The organism is Bacillus sp. N447-1, assembly GCF_022701035.1.
GTDB classification, from domain to species: domain Bacteria; phylum Bacillota; class Bacilli; order Bacillales; family Bacillaceae_G; genus Bacillus_A; species Bacillus_A cereus.
In genome coordinates this window covers 3,017,961-3,041,708 of sequence record NZ_CP065509.1, presented here as the reverse complement: position 1 = coordinate 3,041,708, position 23,748 = coordinate 3,017,961, and the positions used below count along the sequence as shown (strand labels likewise).

Below are 23,748 nucleotides of genomic sequence, written 5' to 3'. Positions count from 1 at the left end.
AGAATAAACTTGATTTCAATATAAAAGGAGTTATGTATTATGTTGTTTGATACACATTCACATTTGAATGCAGAGCAATTCGAAGGAGATTTGCAAGAGGTTATTGCCCGAATGAAAGAAGCGGGAGTTACTTATACAGTTGTTGTTGGTTTTGATGAAGTAACGATAAAAAAGGCGATGGAATTAGCTGAAGCCTATGATTTTATTTACGCTGCGGTTGGGTGGCACCCAGTTGATGCAATCGACATGACAGAAGAACATTTAGCTTGGTTAGAAGAACTTGCTTCTCATCCTAAAGTCGTTGCACTTGGAGAAATGGGCTTAGATTATCACTGGGATAAGTCTCCAAAAGAAATACAGAAAGAAGTATTCCGTAAACAAATTGCATTAGCGAAAAAAGTAAAATTGCCGATTATTATACATAACCGCGATGCAACTCAAGATATTGTTGATATTCTAGAAGAAGAGAATGCAGCTGAAGTAGGAGGCATTATGCATTGCTTTAGCGGCAGTGTAGAGGTAGCAGAGCGATGTGTTGATATGAACTTTTTAATTTCGTTAGGTGGACCAGTTACATTTAAAAACGCTAAGAAGCCGAAAGAGGTTGCTACGGAGATTCCATTAGAGAAATTGTTAATAGAGACGGATTGTCCGTATTTAACACCGCATCCATTTCGAGGGAAACGAAATGAACCGAGTTATGTAAAACTCGTAGCAGAAGAAATTGCGAATTTAAAAGGGATTTCTTATGAGGAAGTAGCAGAAATGACAACTAAAAATGCAAAAGTTTTATTTGGTGTTGAATAAAAAAGAATGGGGAAACCTGTTCTTTTTTATTTTGAGAAAAACTAGTAGAAGTGATGAAGAAAATAAATGTGAATGATGAAGTGTTACAATAAGGACAGAGAACAAAGATTTTTCTATTCTATTTTTTAAAATATAAGAATGGGGAAAATAATAATGGAAAAGTCGTCATTTTTTTGTTTTACTAAGTAGAGACGAAATGAGTGTGGAGGCAAGCATGAAAATAAAAGAGATTATCGTTGTAGAAGGTAAAGATGATACAGTTACGATTAAGCGTGCTGTTGATGCGGATACAATTGAAACGAACGGTTCAGCAATCGGTGATCATGTTATTGAGCAAGTTAAATTAGCGCAGCAAAAAAGGGGCGTTATTATTTTCACAGATCCGGATTATCCTGGAGAGCGTATTCGAAAAATTATTTCTGACAAGGTTCCTGGCTGTAAGCATGCCTTTTTACCGAAGGAAGAAGCGCTTGCTAAAAGGAAAAAGGGTGTTGGGATCGAACACGCTTCTAATGAGTCGATTCGCCGCGCTCTAGAGAATATACATGAAGAAATGGAAGCTTACACAAGTGAAATTAGTTGGAGTGATTTAGTCGATGCAGGCTTAGTGGGCGGAGAAATGGCAAAGAGCCGCAGAGAAAGAATGGGTAAGCTATTAAAGATTGGTTATACAAATGCAAAACAGTTACATAAACGATTACAGATGTTTCAAGTTTCAAAGGAATCATTTGCAGAAGCTTATAAGCAAGTAATACAGGAGGAAAAAAAATGAAGGATATCGCAACGCCAAATCGTACAAAAGACATTGTTGAAAAGTATGGATTTTCATTCAAAAAAAGTTTAGGACAAAACTTTTTAATTGATACAAATGTATTAAATCGTATTGTCGATCATGCAGAAATTGGTTCAGAAAGTGGTGCAATTGAAATTGGACCAGGTATTGGTGCATTAACAGAGCAATTAGCAAAGCGTGCTAAAAAAGTAGTGGCTTTTGAAATTGATCAAAGACTATTACCAATTTTAGATGAGACGTTAGCGCCATATGGTAACGTTACAGTTATTAATAAAGACGTACTAAAAGCAGATGTACATGAGGTATTTAATGAGCAATTTGAAGAAGGGCAAGATGTAATGGTAGTAGCTAACTTACCATACTATATTACAACGCCAATTTTATTTAAATTGCTTGAAGAAAAGTTACCAGTTCGTGGATTTGTTGTTATGATGCAAAAAGAAGTTGGAGATCGTTTAGCTGCTAAACCTGGAACGAAAGAGTATGGTTCTTTATCGATTGCTATTCAGTATTATACAGAAGTTGAAACAGTTATGACTGTACCGCGTACAGTGTTTGTCCCACAGCCAAATGTTGATTCTGCAATTATTCGCCTTCTAAAGCGTCCGAAACCGGTTGTAGAGGTGACAGATGAAACATTCTTCTTTGAAGTAGTACGAGCAAGTTTCGCACAGCGCCGTAAAACTTTGATGAATAATTTATCAAATAATTTAAATGGTTTCCCGAAAGATAAGGAATTATTGGATCGAATTTTAACAGAAGTAGGAATTGATCCAAAGCGAAGAGGCGAAACGCTATCTATTGAAGAGTTTGCAACATTAAGTAATGCATTAGTTCTTCATAAATTATCATAAGAATATGAAAGGGACAGTTCAAGTTGAACTGTCCCTTTTGTCACCTTTCTCTCTTTAAATTCATACTTTAAAAACAGGTAAGATGGCCTAATGAGTTTGGAGGTAGGAGAATGGTTTTACATGTTGGAGAATTAGTGGAACGATATTCTCATAAGAGGGATATTCTTTTTCGTATTATAGAAATAAAAGGCGAGATAGCTATATTGTTTGGAGAGGAAATTAGACTGGTGGCGGATGCGCCACTTGAAGATTTAATTAGTATAGATCAAAGAGAACATAAAAAAAGGGTGAAGCGTGAGAAAGAAACAATGGAGCGCACGTATCGTTTGTTTCAACAAGATTATGTACTGATGAAACAAAGGCATGAACATACTTCAACTGGTGGATACACAAGTGAGGTGAATTATTTTCAAATGCCGGGACGTGTATTGCATATAGATGGAGACCCTTTATATTTGCGCAAGTGCTTAGATTTATATAATAAAATTGGCGTTCCTGTTCAAGGTATTCATTGTAAAGAAACGGAGATGCATGAAAAAGTAGTAGACTTAATAGATCACTTTCGCCCAGACATTCTCGTTATTACAGGGCATGATGCATATACAAAATCAAAAGGAGTGAAGGGAGATTTAGCGGCATATAGGCATTCAAGACATTTTGTACAGGCTGTTCGTGAAGTGCGAAAAAAATATCCATCATTGGATCAACTTGTTATTTTTGCTGGGGCATGTCAATCACATTTTGAGGCACTAATTCGTGCAGGGGCCAATTTCGCTAGTTCACCATCTAGAATTAATATTCATGCACTAGATCCTGTATATGTAGTTGGTAAAATTAGTTTTACTTCATTTATGGAGAGAGTCAATGTATGGGATGTCGTACGTAATACAATTACTGGTGAAAAGGGACTAGGTGGAATTGAAACGAGAGGGATTTTACGAACGGGATTACCTTTTCAACATTACGAAGAGTAAGCAGGATACATATGTATCTTGCTTTTTTGTATGGAAGGATTTAAATGAATTTGGATAAAAAGAGGTAAGAACGTGCAGACTACGTAATGATACTTTTACAATATAGTATTTCTTCTATCTATTCAAACGCAGGATGATATTAGCTGTGAATCGCGGTTAATAATTAGGATAGATATATCGTGCTTTAAGTGTTCAATCTAAATTACAGCGAGGTGTAGCGAAGTATATGTCAAAACGTTTAGATGAAATTAAAAGCGAATTAGATCACCATCTTGGACAGCGACTTATGTTAAAAGCAAATAGTGGAAGAAGAAAAACTGTGGAGCAATCAGGTGTACTAGCAGAAACATACCGTTCCGTTTTTGTTGTACAATTAGATCAACAAGAAGATGCGTTGCAACGTGTATCTTATAGTTATGCAGATGTTTTAACAGAGACAGTAGAGTTAACATTTTATGGAGACCCTCATAATGAGGTCATTTTATAATCCGTATATCATTACATATATTCCCATAAATGAAAAGCTATATTATTTTGCATACTAACTATACCGTAGCAAAATAAGGAGGGACTCTGCATTGAGTAGACGAAGAGGTGTCATGTCAAACCAATTTAAAGAAGAGCTAGCAAAAGAGCTTGGCTTTTATGATGTTGTTCAGAAAGAAGGATGGGGCGGAATTCGTGCGAAAGATGCTGGTAACATGGTGAAACGTGCTATAGAAATTGCAGAACAGCAATTAATGAAACGAAACCAGTAGTTGTAAGATACTTTCTATGCTACGGTAGCCGAGGAGACATTCCTCGGCTTTTTGTACTCTAAAAGGTGCCATCATTTTACATAAGTAGTTTCATTCTGAATGCTTTTCGTTATAATTAGGGAAGTGTCATCGTCTTACTATAAATTTATGGTAAAATAAACGATAAAAGATTGAGTACATAGAGTGGGTGAATAGATTGAAGCTACTAGTGAAAGCACCAGCAAAGATTAATCTGTCGTTAGATGTACTGGGAAAAAGACAAGACGGATATCATGAAGTGAAAATGATTATGACAACCATTGATTTAGCAGATCGTCTAGAACTAACGGAATTAGCAGAAGACCGTATTGAAATTTTATCCCATAATCGGTATGTCCCAGACGACCAACGAAATTTAGCTTATCAGGCAGCGAAATTATTAAAAGAGAAGTTTAATGTAAAAAAAGGTGTATCTATTACTATTGAAAAAACGATTCCAGTAGCAGCTGGATTAGCAGGTGGAAGTAGTGATGCAGCAGCCACATTACGTGGTCTTAATAAATTATGGAATTTAGGGCTTACAATTGATGAGTTAGCAGAGCTTGGCGCAGAAATTGGATCAGATGTATCGTTCTGTGTATACGGAGGCACAGCAATTGCCACTGGAAGAGGAGAGAAAATTGAGCATATAAAGACTCCGCCTTCTTGTTGGGTTATTTTAGCGAAACCACATATAGGTGTATCTACTGCTGATGTGTATGGAAATTTAAAGTTAAATCGAGTTACACATCCGAATGTAGATAAAATGGTTGATGTCATAAATTCTGGTGATTATAAAGGGATTTGTGATACTGTTGGTAACGTTTTAGAAGATGTAACATTTGGAATGCATCCTGAAGTTGCCCGTATTAAATCACAGATGAAGCGATTTGGAGCGGATGCTGTATTAATGAGTGGAAGTGGTCCAACTGTATTTGGACTTGTACACCATGATTCACGAATGCATCGCATTTATAACGGATTAAAAGGATTTTGTGAACAAGTCTATGCGGTACGTTTATTAGGAGAGCGAGAAACGCTTGAATAAAGACGTATAATACGTTATGATTTGTTTAGAATATTCGTGATTTGAGGTGAGAGTATGAAAATTAGAAGAAGTACAAGATTAGTCGATATGACTTATTACTTGCTACAAAACCCTCGTCAGCTAGTATCTCTCACTTTTTTTGCTGAAAGGTATCAATCGGCTAAGTCTTCCATTAGTGAAGATTTAGTTATTATTAAGCAAACGTTTGAACAACAAGGGGTCGGCACATTGCAAACGATACCAGGAGCAGCAGGAGGAGTGAAATATATACCGTATATAAGTGAAGAAGAGGCAGATCTAATTATTGATGAGCTTTGTGGCTTATTTGAAAACCCAGATCGTATTTTGCCTGGCGGTTACTTATACATGACAGATTTATTGAGTAATCCTCGCCATATTAATGGCGCAGGTCGTTTGTTTGCTTCTGTTTTTGCTAGGCAACCAATTGATGCAGTTATGACGGTGGCAACGAAGGGGATTCCACTTGCTTATGCAGTGGCAAATTACTTAGATGTACCAGTTGTAATTGCAAGGAAAGATAATAAGGTAACAGAAGGTCCGACTGTTAGTATTAACTATGTGTCGGGTTCTTCTAAACGAATTCAAACGATGACGTTAGCAAAACGCAGTCTTCCAGAAGGGTCGAATGTTTTAATTATTGATGACTTCATGAAAGCTGGCGGAACAATTCAAGGTATGATGAGTATGTTAGAAGAGTTCAAGGCTAATGTTGTTGGTATTGGTGTATTAGTAGAATCCACAGATATTGAAGAACGACTAATTAATAATTTTGTATCATTAATTCGTCTATCGGAAGTTGATGTGAAAGAAAAAACGATTCAAGTGGAAAAAGGGAATTATTCTCTTGCGCCATTTGATGAAGGGCTTGTAGAGGCGGAATAAAAGATAGAGCAGATAGCTCTATCTTTTTTTATTTTATTTATAGATTATAAAATAGATGGACAAACTGCCTTTCGTACACTATTTTTAAAGAGTAAAATAAATAATAAAAGGGTGAAAAGTATGAAAGTTGTTCAAACAAGCAAGGCACCACAAGCAATTGGACCTTATTCACAGGGGATTATTGTAAATAACATGTTCTATAGCTCAGGACAAATTCCATTGACGGCAAATGGGGAGCTTGTAACAGGAGATGTAACAGTACAAACAGAACAAGTATTTCAAAATTTACAAGCGGTATTAGAGGAAGCAGGTGCTTCATTTGATACAGTCGTAAAAACAACAGTATTTTTAAAGGACATGGATGATTTTAATGCTGTGAATGAAGTGTATAGCTCTTATTTCTCTACTCATAAACCAGCTCGATCTTGTGTGCAAGTAGCAAAATTACCGAAAGATGTTTCCGTTGAAATTGAAGTAATCGCCCTAGTTAAGTAACCTTTTGTAAGCGATAACCTCCACTAATCTCTATATTCAACTACTTTAAAAATTTTTATCTTAAAAATTTTTAAAAAATTAAAGGGAAAATAGAAAATTTGTGGAATTTATACAAATATATCGCTTATTTAGAAAAGGGTGGTGAACACAAGATGGAAGTGACTGACGTAAGATTACGCCGCGTAAACACAGAAGGCCGCATGAGAGCAATTGCCTCTATTACTCTAGACCATGAATTTGTTGTTCATGATATTCGTGTAATTGATGGTAATAATGGATTATTTGTAGCAATGCCAAGTAAACGTACTCCAGATGGAGAGTTCCGTGACATTGCACATCCAATTAATTCTGGTACACGCTCTAAAATTCAAGATGCGGTTTTAACAGAGTATCATCGTTTAGGCGAGTTAGAAGAGGTTGAGTTTGAAGAAGCAGGTGCTTCGTAAAATTCGAATGAAAAGGGCTTTTGACAAAAAGCCTTATAATTTTGTAGCAAACTCCTGTAAGCATTTACAGGGGTTTGTTTTTTTTTTGCTTTATATTTGGAAACTGCATAATTTATTAACATAAAAAGAAGAAACTACTAATTTTTTCAAAATCATTTTAAATAGTATAGCTTATTTCTTAAAAAAGATACTAAAGAGTAAAACATCTTATAAGAATTATGGTAAAATTTAATAGTTAAAATGTGTTTCTTGAAATATATGATGATTTAGGATAATATCTTTAATGGATAAATAGGTTGCGATGGAGGGTCTATATGTCAAACAGATTTGCAGTGATTCTAGCTGCAGGTAAAGGCACACGTATGAAGTCTAAGCTATACAAAGTGCTGCATCCTGTATGTGGAAAACCTATGGTACAACACGTAGTCGATCAAGTATCTCAATTAGGATTGCAGAAACTTGTAACGGTTGTTGGACATGGTGCTGAAATGGTACAAGAACAGCTAGGGAACGTAAGTGAATTTGCATTACAAGCAGAACAACTTGGTACAGCACATGCTGTAGATCAAGCTGCAAGTGTACTTGCAAATGAAGAAGGAACAACTTTAGTTATTTGTGGTGATACGCCTCTAATAACTGCTGAAACAATGGAAGCATTACTTCAGCAACATAAAGAAGCAGGAGCAATGGCGACGGTGCTAACAGCATACATAGAAGAGCCTGCTGGATATGGCCGTATTGTTCGTAATGAGAATGGTCATGTTGAAAAGATTGTTGAGCATAAAGATGCAAATGAGAAAGAATTAGCTATTAAAGAAATCAATACAGGTACGTATTGTTTTGATAATAAGGCTTTATTTGCTTCACTTTCTAAAGTTTCAAATGATAACGTGCAAGGTGAATATTACCTTCCAGATGTTATTGAGATTTTAAAAAATGAAGGTCATATCGTATCAGCTTATCAAACAGAGCAGTTCGACGAAACGTTAGGTGTTAACGACAGAGTCGCTCTATCGCAAGCGGAAATTATTATGAAAAACCGTATCAACCGAAAGAACATGGTAAACGGTGTTACAATTATTGATCCAAGTAACACTTATATTTCTGCTGATGCAGTTATCGGTAGTGATACAGTTCTTCATCCAGGAACAATTATTGAGGGGAACACTGTAATTGGCTCTGATTGTGAAATTGGACCGCATACAGTAATTCGCGATAGTGAAATTGGAGATCGTACGACAATTCGACAATCTACTGTACATGATAGTAAGCTTGGTACAGAAGTATCGGTTGGTCCATTTGCACATATTCGCCCAGATTCAGTTATTGGAGACGAAGTACGCGTTGGAAACTTCGTGGAAATCAAAAAAACTGTCTTTGGTAATAGAAGTAAAGCTTCACACTTGAGTTATATCGGGGATGCACAAGTTGGAGAAGACGTGAATCTTGGTTGTGGTTCAATTACGGTGAACTATGACGGTAAGAATAAATTCAAAACTGTGATTGGTAATGGGGTATTTATTGGATGTAATTCAAACCTTGTTGCTCCAGTAACAGTTGAAGATGGTGCTTATGTGGCAGCAGGCTCTACAATTACAGAGAATGTTCCATCAAAAGCATTATCGGTAGCACGTGCACGTCAAGTTAACAAAGAAGACTATGTTGATCAATTGCTGAATAAGAAAAAATCATAATGTGGAGGGTTAATCTAGATGTCGACTCAATATCTAAATTCTAATTTGAAAGTATTCTCTTTAAACTCTAATAAGGAACTTGCTGAGCAGATTGCAAAGCATATTGGAGTAGGGCTAGGAAAATGTTCTGTTGATCGTTTTAGTGATGGAGAAGTTCAAATTAACATTGAAGAAAGTATCCGTGGTTGCGATGTATTCATTATTCAATCTACAAGCTTCCCAGTAAACGAACATATCATGGAATTACTTATTATGATTGATGCATTAAAACGTGCATCTGCGAAAACAATTAATATTGTTATTCCTTACTATGGTTATGCGCGTCAAGACCGTAAAGCGCGTTCTCGTGAACCAATTACATCGAAACTTGTAGCAAACTTGCTTGAAACAGCAGGTGCAACTCGTGTAATCACTCTAGATTTACATGCTCCACAAATTCAAGGGTTCTTTGATATCCCAATCGACCACTTAATGGGTGTACCGATTCTTTCAGATTACTTTGAAACAAAAGGTCTTAAAGATATCGTAATCGTGTCTCCTGACCATGGTGGTGTAACTCGTGCAAGAAAAATGGCAGATCGTCTAAAAGCGCCAATCGCTATTATTGATAAGCGTCGTCCTCGCCCGAACGTATCAGAGGTAATGAACATTATCGGTAATATTGAAGGTAAAACAGCGATTTTAATTGATGACATCATTGATACAGCTGGTACAATTACATTAGCAGCAAACGCTCTTGTTGAGAACGGTGCTTCTGAAGTATATGCTTGCTGTACACACCCAGTATTATCTGGTCCAGCAATTGAGCGTATTCAAAATTCAAATATTAAAGAGTTAGTTGTAACGAACTCTATCGTATTACCAGAAGAGAAGAAAATCGACAAAGTACATGAACTTTCAGTTGCTCCATTAATCGGAGAAGCAATCATTCGTGTATACGAAGAAGAATCTGTGAGTGTATTATTCAATTAATTGGATAGAATGAGACGTAACCAAAATTGGTTACGTCTTTTCGTATCGAAAAAAGAAAGTAGTGGTACAAGAATGAAATTGATAGTAGGACTTGGGAACCCAGGTAGAGAATATGAATTAACAAGGCATAATATTGGATTTATGGCCATTGATGAGCTTGCGAAGCGTTGGAACATTTCTTTGAATGAACAAAAATTTAAAGGTGTATTTGGTGCAGGGTTTGTTAATGGAGAAAAGGTAATCTTATTAAAGCCGCTAACATACATGAACTTATCTGGGGAAAGTATTCGTCCACTCATGGATTATTATAAAATTGATGTTGAGGACTTCGTTGTTATGTACGACGATTTGGACATTCCTGTAGGTAAATTGCGTCTTCGCATGAAAGGTAGTGCTGGTGGACATAATGGTGTAAAGTCAACGATTTCGCACCTAGGAACACAAGAATTTCAACGTATCCGTATGGGAATCGATCGCCCGAAAAATGGAATGAAGGTAGTCGATTATGTATTAGGACGCTTTACATCTGAAGAGATTCCGGATGTTAACCATTCTATTGAAAAAGCAGCGGATGCATGTGAAGAGTGGCTAAATAAGCCTTTTCTCCAAATCATGAATACTTTCAATAGTTAAAAATGAGATTGGGAATATTTCTCTTTTGTTTTACCCATACTAGTAGTAATTGAATTTTTAGGAGGCTAGTATGGAAGGGTATTATTATTGCAGACACTGCGGAGGTAATGTAGGCTCCATTAACGCAGAAAAAGTATATAGCGACGTTTTATTTCAACTAACAGAGCAAGAAGTAGTAGAAATGATTCATTTTCATGAGAATGGAAATATATATATAAAAACGATTTGTGAATCGTGTCAAGAAACGCTCGCATCTTATCCTGAGTATTATGAGTATGAAAAATTTCTGCAATAAAATGTTGTCGCTTTGGCATGTCCAAAGCATTTTTCTGTTTTCCTTTTCCAAAATATTTGCATAAAATAGAATGACTTGCTCTTTATGTTGAGAGGAGTTTTAAAAATGATAGGTTTATTAGAGCAATTTTATAAAAATGAAGAGATACAATCGGTTATTAATGGATTAGAAGATGGGCTAAAAGAACAACTTATATCAGGGATGGCAACGTCTTCTCGTTCGTTATTAATGGCGGCTTTATATAAAAAAACAAAAAAATCACAATTAATCGTGACACATAACTTATACCAAGCACAAAAAGTACATGAAGATTTAGTGGCATTACTTGGTGAAAAAGATGTGTGGCTATATCCAGTGAATGAACTGATAGCATCGGAAATTGGGGTTGCAAGTCCAGAATTGAAGGCGCAACGTATAGAAGTGTTAAATCGCTTGGCTGCGGGAGAGAATGGAATCATTGTAGCGCCAGTGGCAGGATTGCGTAGATTTTTACCAATAAAAGAATTGTGGAAGCAAAAGCAAGTTGAAATCAATCTAGGGCAAGAGATTGATTTAGATGCGCTCTTGCATACTTTACATCATATTGGCTATGAACGTAAGTCGATGGTAGAAGCTCCAGGGGAGTTCAGTTTGCGTGGGGGAATATTAGATATTTATCCTTTAACTGAAGAACTACCATTTCGTATTGAATTCTTTGATACAGAAGTCGATTCTATTCGATTATTTGATGTGGATGAACAGCGTTCTCAAGGTAAAAAAGAAAGCGTTAGGTTTGGTCCGGCAACAGAGTTTTTATTTTCACAGGAAGAATTAAAATCAGGAATTCAGCATCTTGAAGAAGGTTTAACTAAGACGATGCAAAAACTTTCTGATGATAAACTAAAGACTACAGTGCTTGAGACGGTAAGTCATGAAATTGAGATGTTGAAAAACGGGCAAAGTATAGAACAGATGTTTAAATACTTATCTATTTTCTATAAAGAACCTGCTAGTCTGATAGATTATTTACCAGAAGACGGTGTTGTAATTTTAGACGAGATTTCCCGTATTCAAGAAACAGCATCGCATCTTGAAACAGAAGAGGCGGAATGGTATATATCACTTCTTGGTGAAGGAACAATTATTCAAGATTTATCTTTCTCTCACCCATTCGAGGGGTTTCTTCATCATAAAAAAAGAAGTTTTGTATATTTAACGTTATTCTTGCGTCATATCGCACACACACATCCGCAAAATATTGTTAATGTAACATGTAAAACAATGCAAGATTTCCATGGACAGATGAATTTGTTAAAAACAGAAATTGATAGATGGAATGAAGGGCATTTTACGACTGTTGTACTTGGAACAGATGATGAACGTGTGAAAAAATTACAACATATTTTAAGTGATTATGATATTGAGGCAGATATTGTAGAAGGTACAGATATCTTATTGCCTGGAAGGTTACAAATTGCTGTAGGTGATTTACATGCAGGATTTGAAATGCCGATGCAAAAGCTTGTTGTCATTACTGAAAAGGAGCTTTTTCATAAGAAAGTTAAAAAATCACAACGTAAACAAAAGTTATCGAATGCTGAACGTATTAAAAGTTATTCGGAATTAAAAGTTGGAGATTATGTAGTTCACGTAAATCATGGTATAGGTAAATTTTTAGGTATTGAGACATTAGAGATTAATGGTGTTCACAAAGATTATTTAAATATTAAATATCAAGGTAATGATAAGCTATACGTTCCAATTGAACAAATTGATCAAGTCCAAAAATATGTAGGATCTGAAGGTAAGGATCCGAAAGTTTATAAATTAGGCGGTAATGATTGGAAAAAGGTTAAAACGAAAGTTGAAAAATCTGTACAAGACATTGCGGATGACCTAATTAAACTATATGCTGAGCGCGAAGCTTCAAAAGGCTATGCATATACGCCAGATACGGCAGAACAACAAGAGTTCGAATCCTCTTTCCCATATCAAGAGACAGAGGATCAGTTACGTTCTATTGACGAGATTAAAAAAGATATGGAACGCGGACGCCCGATGGATAGGCTCCTTTGTGGTGACGTAGGGTATGGAAAGACTGAAGTGGCTATTCGTGCGGCATTTAAAGCAATTATGGATGAAAAACAAGTTGCAATTTTAGTACCGACAACGATTCTTGCGCAGCAACACTATGAAACAATTCGAGAGCGTTTTCAAGATTATCCGATTAATATAGGCTTATTAAGTAGATTCCGTACGAGAAAACAACAAAATGAAACAATTAAGGGCTTAAAGGATGGAACAGTAGATATCGTAATCGGAACACATCGTATTTTATCTAAAGATGTTACGTATAAAGATTTAGGGCTTCTTATTATTGATGAAGAACAAAGATTTGGTGTAACACATAAAGAAAAAATTAAACAATTGAAGGCAAATGTTGACGTATTAACATTAACGGCAACTCCGATTCCGCGGACGCTTCATATGTCTATGCTTGGTGTGCGCGACTTATCTGTTATTGAGACACCACCAGAAAATCGTTTCCCAGTCCAAACGTATGTAGTCGAGTATAATCCAGCGTTAATGCGAGAGGCAATAGAGCGAGAGCTTGCAAGAGGTGGTCAAGTTTACTTCCTATATAACCGTGTAGAGGATATTGAAAGAAAAGCAGATGAAATTTCGATGTTAGTTCCAGATGCCCGCGTAACGTACGCACATGGGAAAATGAACGAAAGCGAATTAGAGTCTGTTATGCTATCATTTTTAGAAGGACAGCATGATGTTCTTGTAAGTACAACAATTATTGAGACGGGTGTAGATATTCCGAATGTAAATACGTTAATTGTATTTGATGCAGATCGTATGGGATTATCACAGTTGTATCAGCTTCGTGGGCGTGTTGGACGTTCTAATCGTGTTGCGTATGCATACTTTGCATATAAACGTGACAAAGTGCTGTCAGAGGTTGCAGAGAAGCGTCTACAAGCAATTAAAGAGTTCACGGAACTTGGATCTGGTTTCAAAATTGCGATGAGAGATTTATCTATTCGTGGAGCAGGTAATTTGTTAGGGGCAGAACAGCATGGATTTATTGATTCTGTCGGATTTGATCTATATTCGCAAATGTTAAAAGATGCAATTGAACAGCGTAGAGGAACAGATGGGGCTGAAAATATAGTTAATGTTGAAATTGACTTAGAGGTAGATGCATATTTACCAGATGCTTATATTTCAGATAGTAAGCAAAAAATTATGATGTATAAACAATTTAGAGGTGTTTCTGCAATTGAGGATATTGAAGAATTGCAGGAAGAAATGATCGATAGATTTGGCGATTATCCACAAGAAGTTGGTTATTTATTACAAATTGCAAATATTAAAGTGTTGGCAATGAAAGAACAAATTGAATTAATTAAGCAGAATAAATTTGAAGTAACATTCCTGTTTTCTGAACAAGCAAGTCAAAATATTGATGGTGGAAAATTATTCATGCTCGGAAATAGTTTTGGACGTATGATCGGTTTAGGAATGGAAGGATCACAATTGAAAATTGTTATGAAAACAAATGGCTTAGAGACATCGAAGTGGTTAACAATTGCTGAAAATTTATTAAAAGGCTTACCAGATGTAAAAAAAGAAGTAATAAATGCCTAAAATAAGATAAAAAAATACAATTCGACGTGCATAGAAGAACTAATGTGTAAAATACTATGTCTAACAGTTGGTGATTTTTACATGAACAGGTAAATTCACCACTTTGATCATCAGTAGAAAGTGAGGCAGCATTAGAATGAAAGCAACTGGAATCGTACGTCGAATTGATGATTTAGGCAGGGTAGTAATCCCGAAGGAAATTCGTAGAACTTTACGTATTCGAGAAGGAGACCCACTAGAAATATTTGTTGATCGCGATGGAGAGGTAATTTTAAAGAAATATTCTCCAATTAGTGAGCTAGGTGATTTTGCAAAAGAATATGCTGATGCTTTATATGACAGCTTAGGACATAATGTGCTTGTGTGTGATCGAGATTCTATCATCGCAGTATCAGGCGTATCGAAAAAAGAATACTTAAATAAAAGTGTTGGCGATCTAATTGAAAAAACGATGGAAGAACGAAAGTCTGTTATTATGACGGATGAAAGTGATATTTCCATTATTGATGGTGTAACAGAAAAGGTTCATTCTTATACAGTTGGACCGATTGTTGCAAACGGAGATCCGATTGGAGCCGTCATTATTTTTTCAAAAGAAGCCATTATAAGCGAGATCGAGCATAAAGCGGTTAATACTGCTGCCAGTTTCTTAGCGAAACAAATGGAACAGTAAGGGTATATTGATTTTAGAAGTAGCAATCTTTCCTAATTATGATCTTTCTTTTTGAGAAATCAATTATTTGGAGATATATGTATATTGAATGAAGGTAGCACTTTGCTACCTTTTTTCGTTGAATATTTTTAACATTTAGGAACTCATTATTACCCGTGTTGGTAAGGGAGTTTGTTCTTTTCTTTATGATATAATACGAGAGGTGAGAATAGAAAAAGGAGTTTTCTTGTATGGAAGCGAAGAAGTATCAAGCCTTTTGGCGTGGGGCTATTATATTAACGATTGCAAGTTTCGTTACAAAAGTATTAAGCGCTTTTTACCGTATTCCATATCAAAATATAGCGGGGGATATTGGGTTTTATATTTACCAACAAATTTACCCGTTTTATGGATTTTGTTTAATTTTAGCTACTTATGGATTTCCTGTTATCATTTCGAAAATGGTTGCAGAACGACTAGAGCGGGGAAAACAAAAAGAAGCAGAAGAAATTATTTGTGTATCTTTTTGGTTCTTATTAGGGATTGGTTTTATAGGCTTCTTTACATTGTTTTTTGGGGCCGAAACAATTGCGGTAGCTATGGGCGATATACACTTAGATAAGTTACTACGTGTTATTTCATTTTCATTCTTATTGATGCCATTTTTGTCTGTAGCAAGAGGGTATTTTCAAGGATTCAATAATATGATGCCAACGGCTGTTTCGCAAGTAATAGAACAAACAATTCGAGTTTCTATTATTGTATTTTTATCGCTATTCCTAATTGCTCACGGATTTGATTTATATACAGTTGGTGCAGGGGCTATGTTAGGCTCAATTGCGGGTGGACTTATTGGGATTATTGTACTTATATTGTATATGCGTCAAGATTTTCGTTCTATATTCTTCAAAAGTGCAGCGAGAATTAAGGGTAAAAGGAAGATAGTTAAAATCCTTTTTTGGCAGGGGTTAGCGATTTGTGTTAGTAATTTAGTGCTTATTTTTATACAGATGGCTGATTCAGTGTCCTTTTACAGCTTACTTATTGGTGCGGGAGAACAGGCTGAAAATGCAAAGGTATTAAAGGGTGTTTATGATAGAAGTATTCCGCTAATGCAATTAGGTACTGTTGTGACGACTTCTTTCTCGTTGTCACTTATTCCGATTATTACAGCGGCGAAGGAAAGAGGAGATCTTTCCTTTATTCAAGAAAAGGTAAAGTTAGCAATGAAAATAACATTTGTTATTGGACTTGCAGCAGCTATTGGACTAACTTGTATTATTCAACCTACCAATATTATGTTGTTTGAAAACAGTGATGGATCAGATGTTTTATCTATTTTATCGTTATCTATTTTATTTAGTTCATTGTCAATTACGACAGCTTCTATTTTACAAGGATTAGGGCAAACGTTTAAGCCAGCGTTATTTGTTGTATTTGGAGGTTGCTTAAAGTTAGCGTTAAATTATATATTCATGCCTTATTTTGGTGTGAAAGGTGCAGCTTTTGCGACTTTATGTGCGTTAATTATAATCTCTGGATTAAATAGTTTGTTGCTTACGAGAGCTGTATCAGGGTCACTTATCAATAAGCGAAATATGTTAGGGATAGTAATTAGTGGTATCTGTATGGGGTTTGTATTAATGATGTTCACACGTGTGTTACAGATGTCTGGATTAGTAATTAATACGGAACATAGAGGAAGCGCGACGCTTGAAGCGTTGTTAGGTGTAGCCATCGGCGGATTGACATATATGTTTTTTATTTTGAAATTACGTGTATTTACAAAAAAAGAATTAGGAACCGTTATGAAACAAGAGAAAAAAGAAGGTTCATTGAAGAAGAGTGGATAGAGGTGACTGGTTGTGAGTGGAATCATTACTATTTTAGGTTTAGGAGCTGGTGAATTAGATCAGCTAACGATGGGTGTATATCGAAAAATAAAAGAAGCAGACCATCTGTTTGTTAGAACGAAGGAACATCCAGTTATAGAAGAATTGGAGAAAGAAGGCGTACAATATACGTCTTTTGATGCTGTATATGAAGCGCATGATACGTTTGAAATTGTATATGAAACAATTGCGAATAAATTGCTAGAACAAGCTGAAGGTACAGAAATTATCTATGCTGTTCCCGGGCATCCACTTGTAGCAGAAAGAACAGTTCAGCTACTGTTAGAAAAAGGAGAAGTTTCAAATGTTGAAGTGCGAATTGAGGGTGGACAAAGTTTCCTTGATCCTATGTTTGCAAGTCTAAAGATTGATCCGATTGAAGGATTCCAATTACTTGATGCTACATCATTTGAAAGAGGGCAATTAGAACTGCGTCAACATTTAATCTTTTGCCAAGTATATGATGCATTCGTTGCATCTGATGTGAAATTAACATTAATGGAGATGTTACCAGATGATTATGAAGTGTATATCGTAACAGCTGCAGGAACTTCATTTGAACAAGTAAAGAAGGTACCGTTGTACATGTTAGATCATGAAACGGAATTGAATAATTTAACGAGTGTGTACGTGCCGCCAGTTCAGGAGCGTGCGTCCTTGTATCAACAGTTTGATGTTCTTAGAGAAATTATTGCGGAACTTCGTGGTCCAAATGGTTGTCCGTGGGATAAAAAGCAAACACATCAATCATTAAAGAAATATTTAATTGAGGAAGCTTATGAAGTGTTGGAAGCAATCGATGAAGAGGATGATGATCACTTAGTAGAAGAATTAGGTGATATATTATTACAAGTTATGCTTCATGCTCAAATCGGAGAAGATGAAGGTTGGTTCTCTATAGATGATATCATTCGAACTCTATCTGAGAAAATGGTTCGTCGTCATCCGCATGTGTTTGGAAATACGGATGTAAACAGCGCTGATGAAGTGATTGCAAATTGGGAAGAAATTAAAAAACAAGAAAAAGGATTCGTGAAAGAATCTGTTTTAAATGGCGTTCCAAAAAGTTTGCCGCAGTTACTACGCGCCTATGAAATTCAGAAGAAAGCTGGTAAGGTTGGATTTGATTGGGTTGATGTGCAACCGATGATAGAGAAAGCTTTGGAAGAATGGCAAGAGTTCCAACAAGAGGTTACAAATATGGATGAGGAAAAGATGCTGGGTGAGTTTGGTGATTTACTATTTGCATTTGTTAATATAGCTCGTCATTACAAAATAGATCCAGAAGAGGCGTTACGTTCAACTAATGAGAAATTTACTGGTCGTTTTTTATACATGGAGGCAAAAGTAGCTGAAATGAATAAAGAGATGAAAGATTTATCATTAGAACAGTTAGATGTTTTATGGGAAGAAGCGAAACAAACAGAGCGTTAATAGGGGGATTTGATATGCGTCTAGATAAGTTTTTAAAAGTATCACGTTTAATTAAAAGAAGAACATTAGCGAAAGAAGTAGCTGATCAAGGAAGAATATCTATTAATGGCCAAGTGGCAAAAGCGAGTTCTGATGTGAAAGTAGCTGATGAATTAACAATTCGTTTTGGTCAAAAAATAGTGACTGTGAAAATAAATGAATTAAAAGAAACAACTAAAAAAGAAGATGCAGCAAATATGTATAGCTTAGTTCGTGAAGAAAAAGTAAAAGCGGAAGAAGGCTTGTTCTAAAATCATGTATCCCCTCATACATTACTATTAGCTAGTAAAAACCTATGGGGGGATTTACGTGAATAATGGTTACTCACCTACGTCTTCTAATCAACAAAATGTTTCTGTAGAGCATGACATTATTATGCGTGGCAGGCGTATAATTGATATTACCGGTGTGAAGCAGGTAGAGAGTTTTGATAGCGAAGAGTTTTTACTAGAGACCGTAATGGGTTTTTTAACGATTCGTGGTCAAAATTTACAAATGAAAAATTTAGATGTGGAAAAAGGTATTGTGTCGATTAAAGGGAAAGTTAATGAGATGCTGTATATTGATGAAAATCAAGGGGAAAAAACTAAAGGTTTCTTTAGTAAGTTGTTTAAATGAGCTTAACAATTCAGTTGTATACAATGCTTTCAATGATTGGAATGGGTGCTTGGATTGGAGCGTCTTTAGATACATATCAACGTTTTTTAAAGCGCCAAGAACGTAAACGTTGGCTTGTATTTATACATGATATATTATTTTGGATTGTCCAAGCATTATTCGTCTTTTATGTATTGCTTCTCGTAAATGAAGCTGAGCTACGTATATATGTGTTTTTGGCATTATTATGTGGTTTTGCGGCATATCAAAGCTTATTGAAGGCACTATACATGAAGCTGTTAAATTTTCTCATCTATATTTTTATGCAAACAACATATTTTTTTGTTCGAATTATACAGCTACTCATGATAAAACCTGTTATTATTATAGCGCAGCTATTTATTGCATTTATATTATTCTTATTTCGTATACTGCTTTCAATTGGACATGTGTTATGGAAAATGGTGATTTGGATATTACTTTTCATATGGAAAGTTTTTTTCTGGCCTGTTCGATTTATTGCTTCGCTCATATGGAAACTTCTCCCTAATCGTGTTAAACTTTTTATAGTGAAACATATAGGGTTCCTGCAATATATAGCAAAATTGAAGGGACATATCTTCCAACTATGGGAGCATATAAAAAAGAAGTTAGGGGGACCTCGGAAATGAGGGAACTGAGACAAAGAACAATCGAAAAACAGAGTCCAAATCCTGTTAAAGAGCATATAATACAAACGGATGAGAACAGGAAGCGACTTTATCGCCGTTTAGCGGTTTTTCTTGTCTTTACTTTTACAATTATTGCGAGTATTAGTGTAACGTTTTATCAACAAAACAGTTCCATTAAAGCAAAAGAAGCAAAAGTTAAGGACATGAAAAAAGAACTGGATTCATTAACGAATAAAGAAAAAAGTCTAAAAGACGAAGTTCAAAAGTTAAATGATGAAGAGTACGTATTAAAGATTGCTAGAAGGGATTATTTCTTCTCTGGTAAAGGGGAGATAATTTTTCCTGTTTCTAAGTAGAGTATGTCTTATTGACACTATATTTTAGGATTATATATAATAAAGTAAAATTTGACTTTTTAACCACTAAGGAGGAGCATTTTTTTTATGTCAATCGAGGTAGGCAGCAAGTTACAGGGTAAAGTAACAGGTATTACAAATTTTGGGGCTTTTGTGGAGCTGCCAGAGGGCTTAACGGGTCTTGTTCATATTAGTGAAGTTGCTGATAACTATGTAAAAGATATTAACGATCACTTAAAAGTGGGCGACCAAGTAGAAGTAAAAGTTATTAATGTTGAAAAAGATGGAAAGATTGGTTTATCTATCAAAAAAGCGAAAGAACGTGAAAAAACAGAAGGAGATCGTCCACGTGGTGAATACCAACGCGGTGGTGATCAACAACGTTCTGGACGTCCACAACGTAATAATCGCTCTTTCAACAGAGATAATCGCGGTGGCGGTAACGACCGAGCTCCGAAAGAAACATTTGAGCAAAAGATGGCACGCTTCTTAAAAGATAGCGAAGATCGTTTAACTTCTTTAAAGCGTAACACAGAGTCTAAACGTGGTGGCCGTGGCGCGCGTCGCGGATAATAAGGACGTTTAGTTTTTAACATATAGAGAGGTACCCAGAGTAATGTCTCAGGGTGCTTTTTTATATGTAAAAAATATTTTCAAAAAAGTTTTTGAGATGTGTTGACTTTAATTAGTATCTGATGTAAGATACTAATTGTCCGTTAAATAAGACGACATGGCGGTGTAGCTCAGCTGGCTAGAGCGTACGGTTCATACCCGTGAGGTCGGGGGTTCGATCCCCTCCGCCGCTATATTTAATTTAACGGCCCGTTGGTCAAGTGGTTAAGACACCGCCCTTTCACGGCGGTAACACGGGTTCGAATCCCGTACGGGTCATCTAAAAAGATCATGCAAATTTGCATGATCTTTTTTTGTTAAATAAATTAAGATATACAACACTTCTACAAAATCACCCTATATTTTCTGAATGTTTAATTAAAATCTCGAAAATAACTTACATACCCTGTATATCTGTAGAGTTATTTCGAATAAAAAGTCGAACGATTATAAAAGTGAAAACTGTTGTTTTGACAAAAAAACCAACAATCATCTTTTATAATGACAGTAATTAAACTATGCAGGTGGTGTTAAAAATATGCCTAAAGCAGGAAGGAATACTATGAATACAAGTGCATTGGCAATGAATGAGAGTCAGCTTGATGGAATAAAGTGGACGAGTAAGTTGCGAATGAAATTTGAGCAAGTTTTCTTTAGATGGGGATTTATTATTGTTGTTATTGGTTTTCTTTTGGGACGAGCATATATATTAACAAATATTTTACCGTTTGCACTGCCATTTTTTGCTGCTGTTTATGTTATGAAGCGGGATAAGATGCCGCTAGCATTTTTAGCTCTAATGGGAGGAGCTCTTTCAGTATCGATAGATAATTTGTTTTTTACCTTTGCATCTATCTTTACCTTCTTCATTTATAATATCTTCTTTAGTCGATTTACACGTAAAACTGTTGGACTTGTTCCATTTCAAGTATTTATCTCCGCATTAACCGCACACTTAGTTGTTGTATATTTTGCACAACAAACTGTCACCATGTACGATTTACTCGTTAGTACCATTGAGGCTGGGCTTAGTTTTGTATTAACTATGATATTTTTACAAAGTGTCCCACTTTTAGTGGAAAGGAAAGGAAAACAACAGGCATTAGAGACGGAAGAAATTGTTTGTTTGATTATATTACTAGCATCTGTTTTAACGGGTACAACAGATTGGTTTGTATATGATGCTTCTATTCAACATATTTTTACAAGGTATTTAGTGCTAGTATTTGCATTTATTGCGGGTGCTGCCACAGGGTCTACAGTGGGGGTTGTAACAGGACTAATATTAAGTTTAGCAAATGTGTCTAGCTTGTCTCAGCTTAGCCTTCTTGCTTTTTCTGGTTTGCTTGGTGGATTGTTAAAAGAAGGAAAGCGTTTAGGTGTTAGTTTAGGTTTATTAATTGGGACAAGCTTAATTACATTATATGTAGACAAACAGACAAATATTGTAACAACTTTAATTGAGTCAGGTGTAGCGATTGTTATCTTCTTATTAACACCGAAGCTTGTTTTGGATCGTATTGCTAAATTTATGCCAGGTACACAAGAGCATTCGCAAGATCAACAACAATATTTAAGAAGGATGCGTGATGTTACAGCAAATAAAATCAACCAATTTGCAAATGTATTTGCTGCTTTATCTAATAGCTTTTCTGTATATGGGTATGTAGAGGAAGAAGATAAAGAGACAGAAGCAGATTTGTTTTTGAGTACAATTACTGCGAAAACATGTCAAACATGCTTTAAAAAGGATCAATGCTGGGTAGTGAATTTTGATAAAACGTACGATTATATGAAACAAATAATGAATGAAACGGAAGAAGGAACCCTGCAACATAATCGTAAATTAGTTCGTGAGTGGGACAAGCATTGTGTGAGAGGGAAAAAAGTGACGGATTTAGTAGCCGGTGAATTAGATCACTTCTATGAGGGACAAAAATTACGAAAACAAATGAAGGAAAATCGTAGAATAGTAGCGGAGCAACTATTAGGTGTATCAAAGGTTATGGAGGATTTTGCTAAGGAGATACAACGAGAGCGTGAAAATCATCAAGTGCAGGAAGAACAGATTATGCAAGCGTTCCGAGATTTTGGTGTCGAAGTAGAGCATGTTGATATTTATTGTTTAGATAGAGGAAGTATTGATATTGAAATGTTAATTCCAGTTGCATCTAATGAACATGGTGAGTGTGAAAAGTTAGTTGCACCGATGCTTTCAGATATCCTTAAAGAAAATATTGTCGTTAAACATGAAGAAAAGTCTTCTTATCCAAATGGCCATAGTTTAATATCATTTGGTTCGGCGAAGACGTATTCTCTTGATACAGGATTGGCTACAGCTGCAAAAGGCGGTGGATTTGTGTCGGGTGACTCTTATGCGATGATGGATTTAAGTGTTGGTAAATATGCACTTGCGATTAGTGATGGTATGGGTAATGGACAAAGAGCTCATATGGAAAGTAAGGAAACGGTGAAATTATTACAAAAAATACTCCAATCAGGCATTGATGAAGAAATAGCAATTAAGTCTATCAATTCAATTCTTTCTTTGAGAACGACAGAAGAAATGTTTACGACATTAGATTTAGCTATGGTAGATTTGCGGGATGCGAGTGCAAGGTTTTTAAAGATTGGATCAACGCCGAGTTTTGTTAAACGCGCAAATAATATTTTGAAAATTGAAGCAAGTAATTTGCCGATGGGAATCATCGAAGATGTTGAAGTTGATGTGGTGGGTGAACAATTAAAAACGGGCGATATTCTTATTATGATGAGCGATGGGATTTTTGAAGGAGCACAGCATGTGGAGAATCATGAATTGTGGATGAAACGAAAAATTAAAGAATTGCAAACCGAAGACCCGCAAGAAATTGCTGATATCATTATGGAAGAAGTGATTCGCTCTTGTGATGGTTATATAAATGATGATATGACTATTGTAGTGGCAAAAGTGAAGAAAAATATGCCGAAGTGGGCTACGATTCCGATTGTAGGAATGCAGGCACAGTAAAATATAAGTGGAATGTTTATCTATAATTTGATTTTAAAAACCTAGGTGAATACCTAGGTTTTTTTGTGGGAAAAGGTAATGTTATTAATTTTGTGAATATACACGGAGGATGTAAGATAAAAATGTAATTTTTGTATATCTTTTTTTTGCACAATGTTT

The 23,748-nt window shown here is 35.7% G+C and carries 24 protein-coding genes and 2 tRNA genes; all 26 read left to right on the top strand.

Annotation, left to right across the window (positions count from 1 at the left end; genetic code table 11):
* Positions 1–39: 39 nt before the first annotated feature.
* The 26 genes from IQ781_RS15400 to spoIIE all read left to right on the top strand — a co-directional run bounded on the left by IQ781_RS15400 (position 40) and on the right by spoIIE (position 23,589).
* Positions 40–807 (top strand): TatD family hydrolase, encoded by a 768-nt coding sequence (locus IQ781_RS15400; protein ID WP_000895851.1) that lies wholly within the window; start codon positions 40–42, stop codon positions 805–807.
* A gap of 214 nt (positions 808–1,021) precedes the next feature.
* Complete coding sequence (gene rnmV, locus IQ781_RS15395; protein WP_000692843.1) at positions 1,022–1,579, top strand: ribonuclease M5; 558 nt, start codon at positions 1,022–1,024, stop codon at positions 1,577–1,579.
* The gene (gene rsmA / locus IQ781_RS15390; RefSeq protein WP_000651548.1) at positions 1,576–2,454 is read left to right on the top strand and encodes a 16S rRNA (adenine(1518)-N(6)/adenine(1519)-N(6))-dimethyltransferase RsmA; all 879 of its coding nucleotides are present in this window, start codon (positions 1,576–1,578) and stop codon (positions 2,452–2,454) included. The genes rnmV and rsmA overlap by 4 nt, the downstream gene beginning before the upstream one ends.
* Positions 2,455–2,564: 110 nt before the next feature.
* Positions 2,565–3,428 (top strand): sporulation peptidase YabG, encoded by an 864-nt coding sequence (yabG, locus tag IQ781_RS15385; protein WP_000242868.1) that lies wholly within the window; start codon positions 2,565–2,567, stop codon positions 3,426–3,428.
* A 226-nt stretch (positions 3,429–3,654) separates the two neighbouring features.
* Positions 3,655–3,915, top strand: coding sequence for a biofilm formation stimulator Veg (gene veg / locus IQ781_RS15380; RefSeq protein ID WP_000044347.1), 261 nt, complete (start codon positions 3,655–3,657; stop codon positions 3,913–3,915).
* Between the two features lie 91 nt (positions 3,916–4,006).
* Complete coding sequence (gene sspF, locus IQ781_RS15375) at positions 4,007–4,186, top strand: acid-soluble spore protein SspF (RefSeq protein ID WP_002094215.1); 180 nt, start codon at positions 4,007–4,009, stop codon at positions 4,184–4,186.
* A gap of 196 nt (positions 4,187–4,382) precedes the next feature.
* A complete protein-coding gene (ispE, locus tag IQ781_RS15370) occupies positions 4,383–5,252 on the top strand; it encodes a 4-(cytidine 5'-diphospho)-2-C-methyl-D-erythritol kinase (protein ID WP_000772104.1) in 870 nt (289 codons plus the stop codon).
* A gap of 54 nt (positions 5,253–5,306) precedes the next feature.
* The gene (gene purR / locus IQ781_RS15365) at positions 5,307–6,155 is read left to right on the top strand and encodes a pur operon repressor (RefSeq protein WP_000702466.1); all 849 of its coding nucleotides are present in this window, start codon (positions 5,307–5,309) and stop codon (positions 6,153–6,155) included.
* Positions 6,156–6,275: 120 nt separating this feature from the next.
* Positions 6,276–6,650 carry a RidA family protein gene (locus tag IQ781_RS15360; RefSeq protein WP_000869815.1) on the top strand — a complete coding sequence of 125 codons (375 nt, stop codon included), beginning with the start codon at positions 6,276–6,278 and terminating at the stop codon, positions 6,648–6,650.
* Between the two features lie 152 nt (positions 6,651–6,802).
* Positions 6,803–7,096, top strand: a complete 294-nt coding sequence (gene spoVG, locus IQ781_RS15355) for a septation regulator SpoVG (protein ID WP_000454041.1) — start codon at positions 6,803–6,805, stop codon at positions 7,094–7,096.
* A 314-nt stretch (positions 7,097–7,410) separates the two neighbouring features.
* Positions 7,411–8,790, top strand: a complete 1,380-nt coding sequence (glmU, locus tag IQ781_RS15350) for a bifunctional UDP-N-acetylglucosamine diphosphorylase/glucosamine-1-phosphate N-acetyltransferase GlmU (RefSeq protein ID WP_000071041.1) — start codon at positions 7,411–7,413, stop codon at positions 8,788–8,790.
* 18 nt (positions 8,791–8,808) lie between these two features.
* Positions 8,809–9,762, top strand: coding sequence for a ribose-phosphate diphosphokinase (locus IQ781_RS15345; RefSeq protein WP_000107420.1), 954 nt, complete (start codon positions 8,809–8,811; stop codon positions 9,760–9,762).
* A gap of 72 nt (positions 9,763–9,834) precedes the next feature.
* Entirely contained in the window at positions 9,835–10,395 is a 561-nt protein-coding gene (gene pth / locus IQ781_RS15340; protein WP_000767702.1) for an aminoacyl-tRNA hydrolase, read from the top strand.
* 70 nt (positions 10,396–10,465) lie between these two features.
* Positions 10,466–10,690 carry an anti-sigma-F factor Fin family protein gene (locus IQ781_RS15335; RefSeq protein WP_000399438.1) on the top strand — a complete coding sequence of 75 codons (225 nt, stop codon included), beginning with the start codon at positions 10,466–10,468 and terminating at the stop codon, positions 10,688–10,690.
* Between the two features lie 105 nt (positions 10,691–10,795).
* Entirely contained in the window at positions 10,796–14,326 is a 3,531-nt protein-coding gene (gene mfd / locus IQ781_RS15330) for a transcription-repair coupling factor (protein WP_000579688.1), read from the top strand.
* A gap of 136 nt (positions 14,327–14,462) precedes the next feature.
* A complete protein-coding gene (gene spoVT, locus IQ781_RS15325; protein WP_000648302.1) occupies positions 14,463–14,999 on the top strand; it encodes a stage V sporulation protein T in 537 nt (178 codons plus the stop codon).
* Between the two features lie 230 nt (positions 15,000–15,229).
* Positions 15,230–16,831 carry a putative polysaccharide biosynthesis protein gene (locus IQ781_RS15320; protein WP_000387586.1) on the top strand — a complete coding sequence of 534 codons (1,602 nt, stop codon included), beginning with the start codon at positions 15,230–15,232 and terminating at the stop codon, positions 16,829–16,831.
* 12 nt (positions 16,832–16,843) lie between these two features.
* The gene (gene yabN, locus IQ781_RS15315; RefSeq protein ID WP_000014239.1) at positions 16,844–18,304 is read left to right on the top strand and encodes a bifunctional methyltransferase/pyrophosphohydrolase YabN; all 1,461 of its coding nucleotides are present in this window, start codon (positions 16,844–16,846) and stop codon (positions 18,302–18,304) included.
* A gap of 14 nt (positions 18,305–18,318) precedes the next feature.
* Positions 18,319–18,594: an RNA-binding S4 domain-containing protein gene (locus tag IQ781_RS15310; protein WP_001234876.1), complete on the top strand. Its 276-nt coding sequence runs from the start codon at positions 18,319–18,321 to the stop codon at positions 18,592–18,594.
* A gap of 58 nt (positions 18,595–18,652) precedes the next feature.
* On the top strand, positions 18,653–18,961 hold the full coding sequence (yabP, locus tag IQ781_RS15305; protein ID WP_001059104.1) for a sporulation protein YabP: 309 nt from the start codon (positions 18,653–18,655) through the stop codon (positions 18,959–18,961).
* A complete protein-coding gene (gene yabQ / locus IQ781_RS15300; protein ID WP_000059772.1) occupies positions 18,958–19,611 on the top strand; it encodes a spore cortex biosynthesis protein YabQ in 654 nt (217 codons plus the stop codon). Before yabP ends, yabQ begins: the two co-directional genes overlap by 4 nt.
* A complete protein-coding gene (gene divIC / locus IQ781_RS15295) occupies positions 19,608–19,967 on the top strand; it encodes a cell division protein DivIC (RefSeq protein WP_001208739.1) in 360 nt (119 codons plus the stop codon). Before yabQ ends, divIC begins: the two co-directional genes overlap by 4 nt.
* Positions 19,968–20,054: 87 nt before the next feature.
* On the top strand, positions 20,055–20,540 hold the full coding sequence (locus IQ781_RS15290) for a S1 domain-containing RNA-binding protein (RefSeq protein ID WP_000021451.1): 486 nt from the start codon (positions 20,055–20,057) through the stop codon (positions 20,538–20,540).
* Between the two features lie 159 nt (positions 20,541–20,699).
* A tRNA-Met gene (locus tag IQ781_RS15285) sits at positions 20,700–20,773 on the top strand.
* A gap of 13 nt (positions 20,774–20,786) precedes the next feature.
* Positions 20,787–20,858, top strand: a tRNA-Glu gene (locus tag IQ781_RS15280).
* 259 nt (positions 20,859–21,117) lie between these two features.
* Positions 21,118–23,589 carry a stage II sporulation protein E gene (gene spoIIE / locus IQ781_RS15275; protein WP_001123541.1) on the top strand — a complete coding sequence of 824 codons (2,472 nt, stop codon included), beginning with the start codon at positions 21,118–21,120 and terminating at the stop codon, positions 23,587–23,589.
* Positions 23,590–23,748 lie beyond the last annotated feature (159 nt).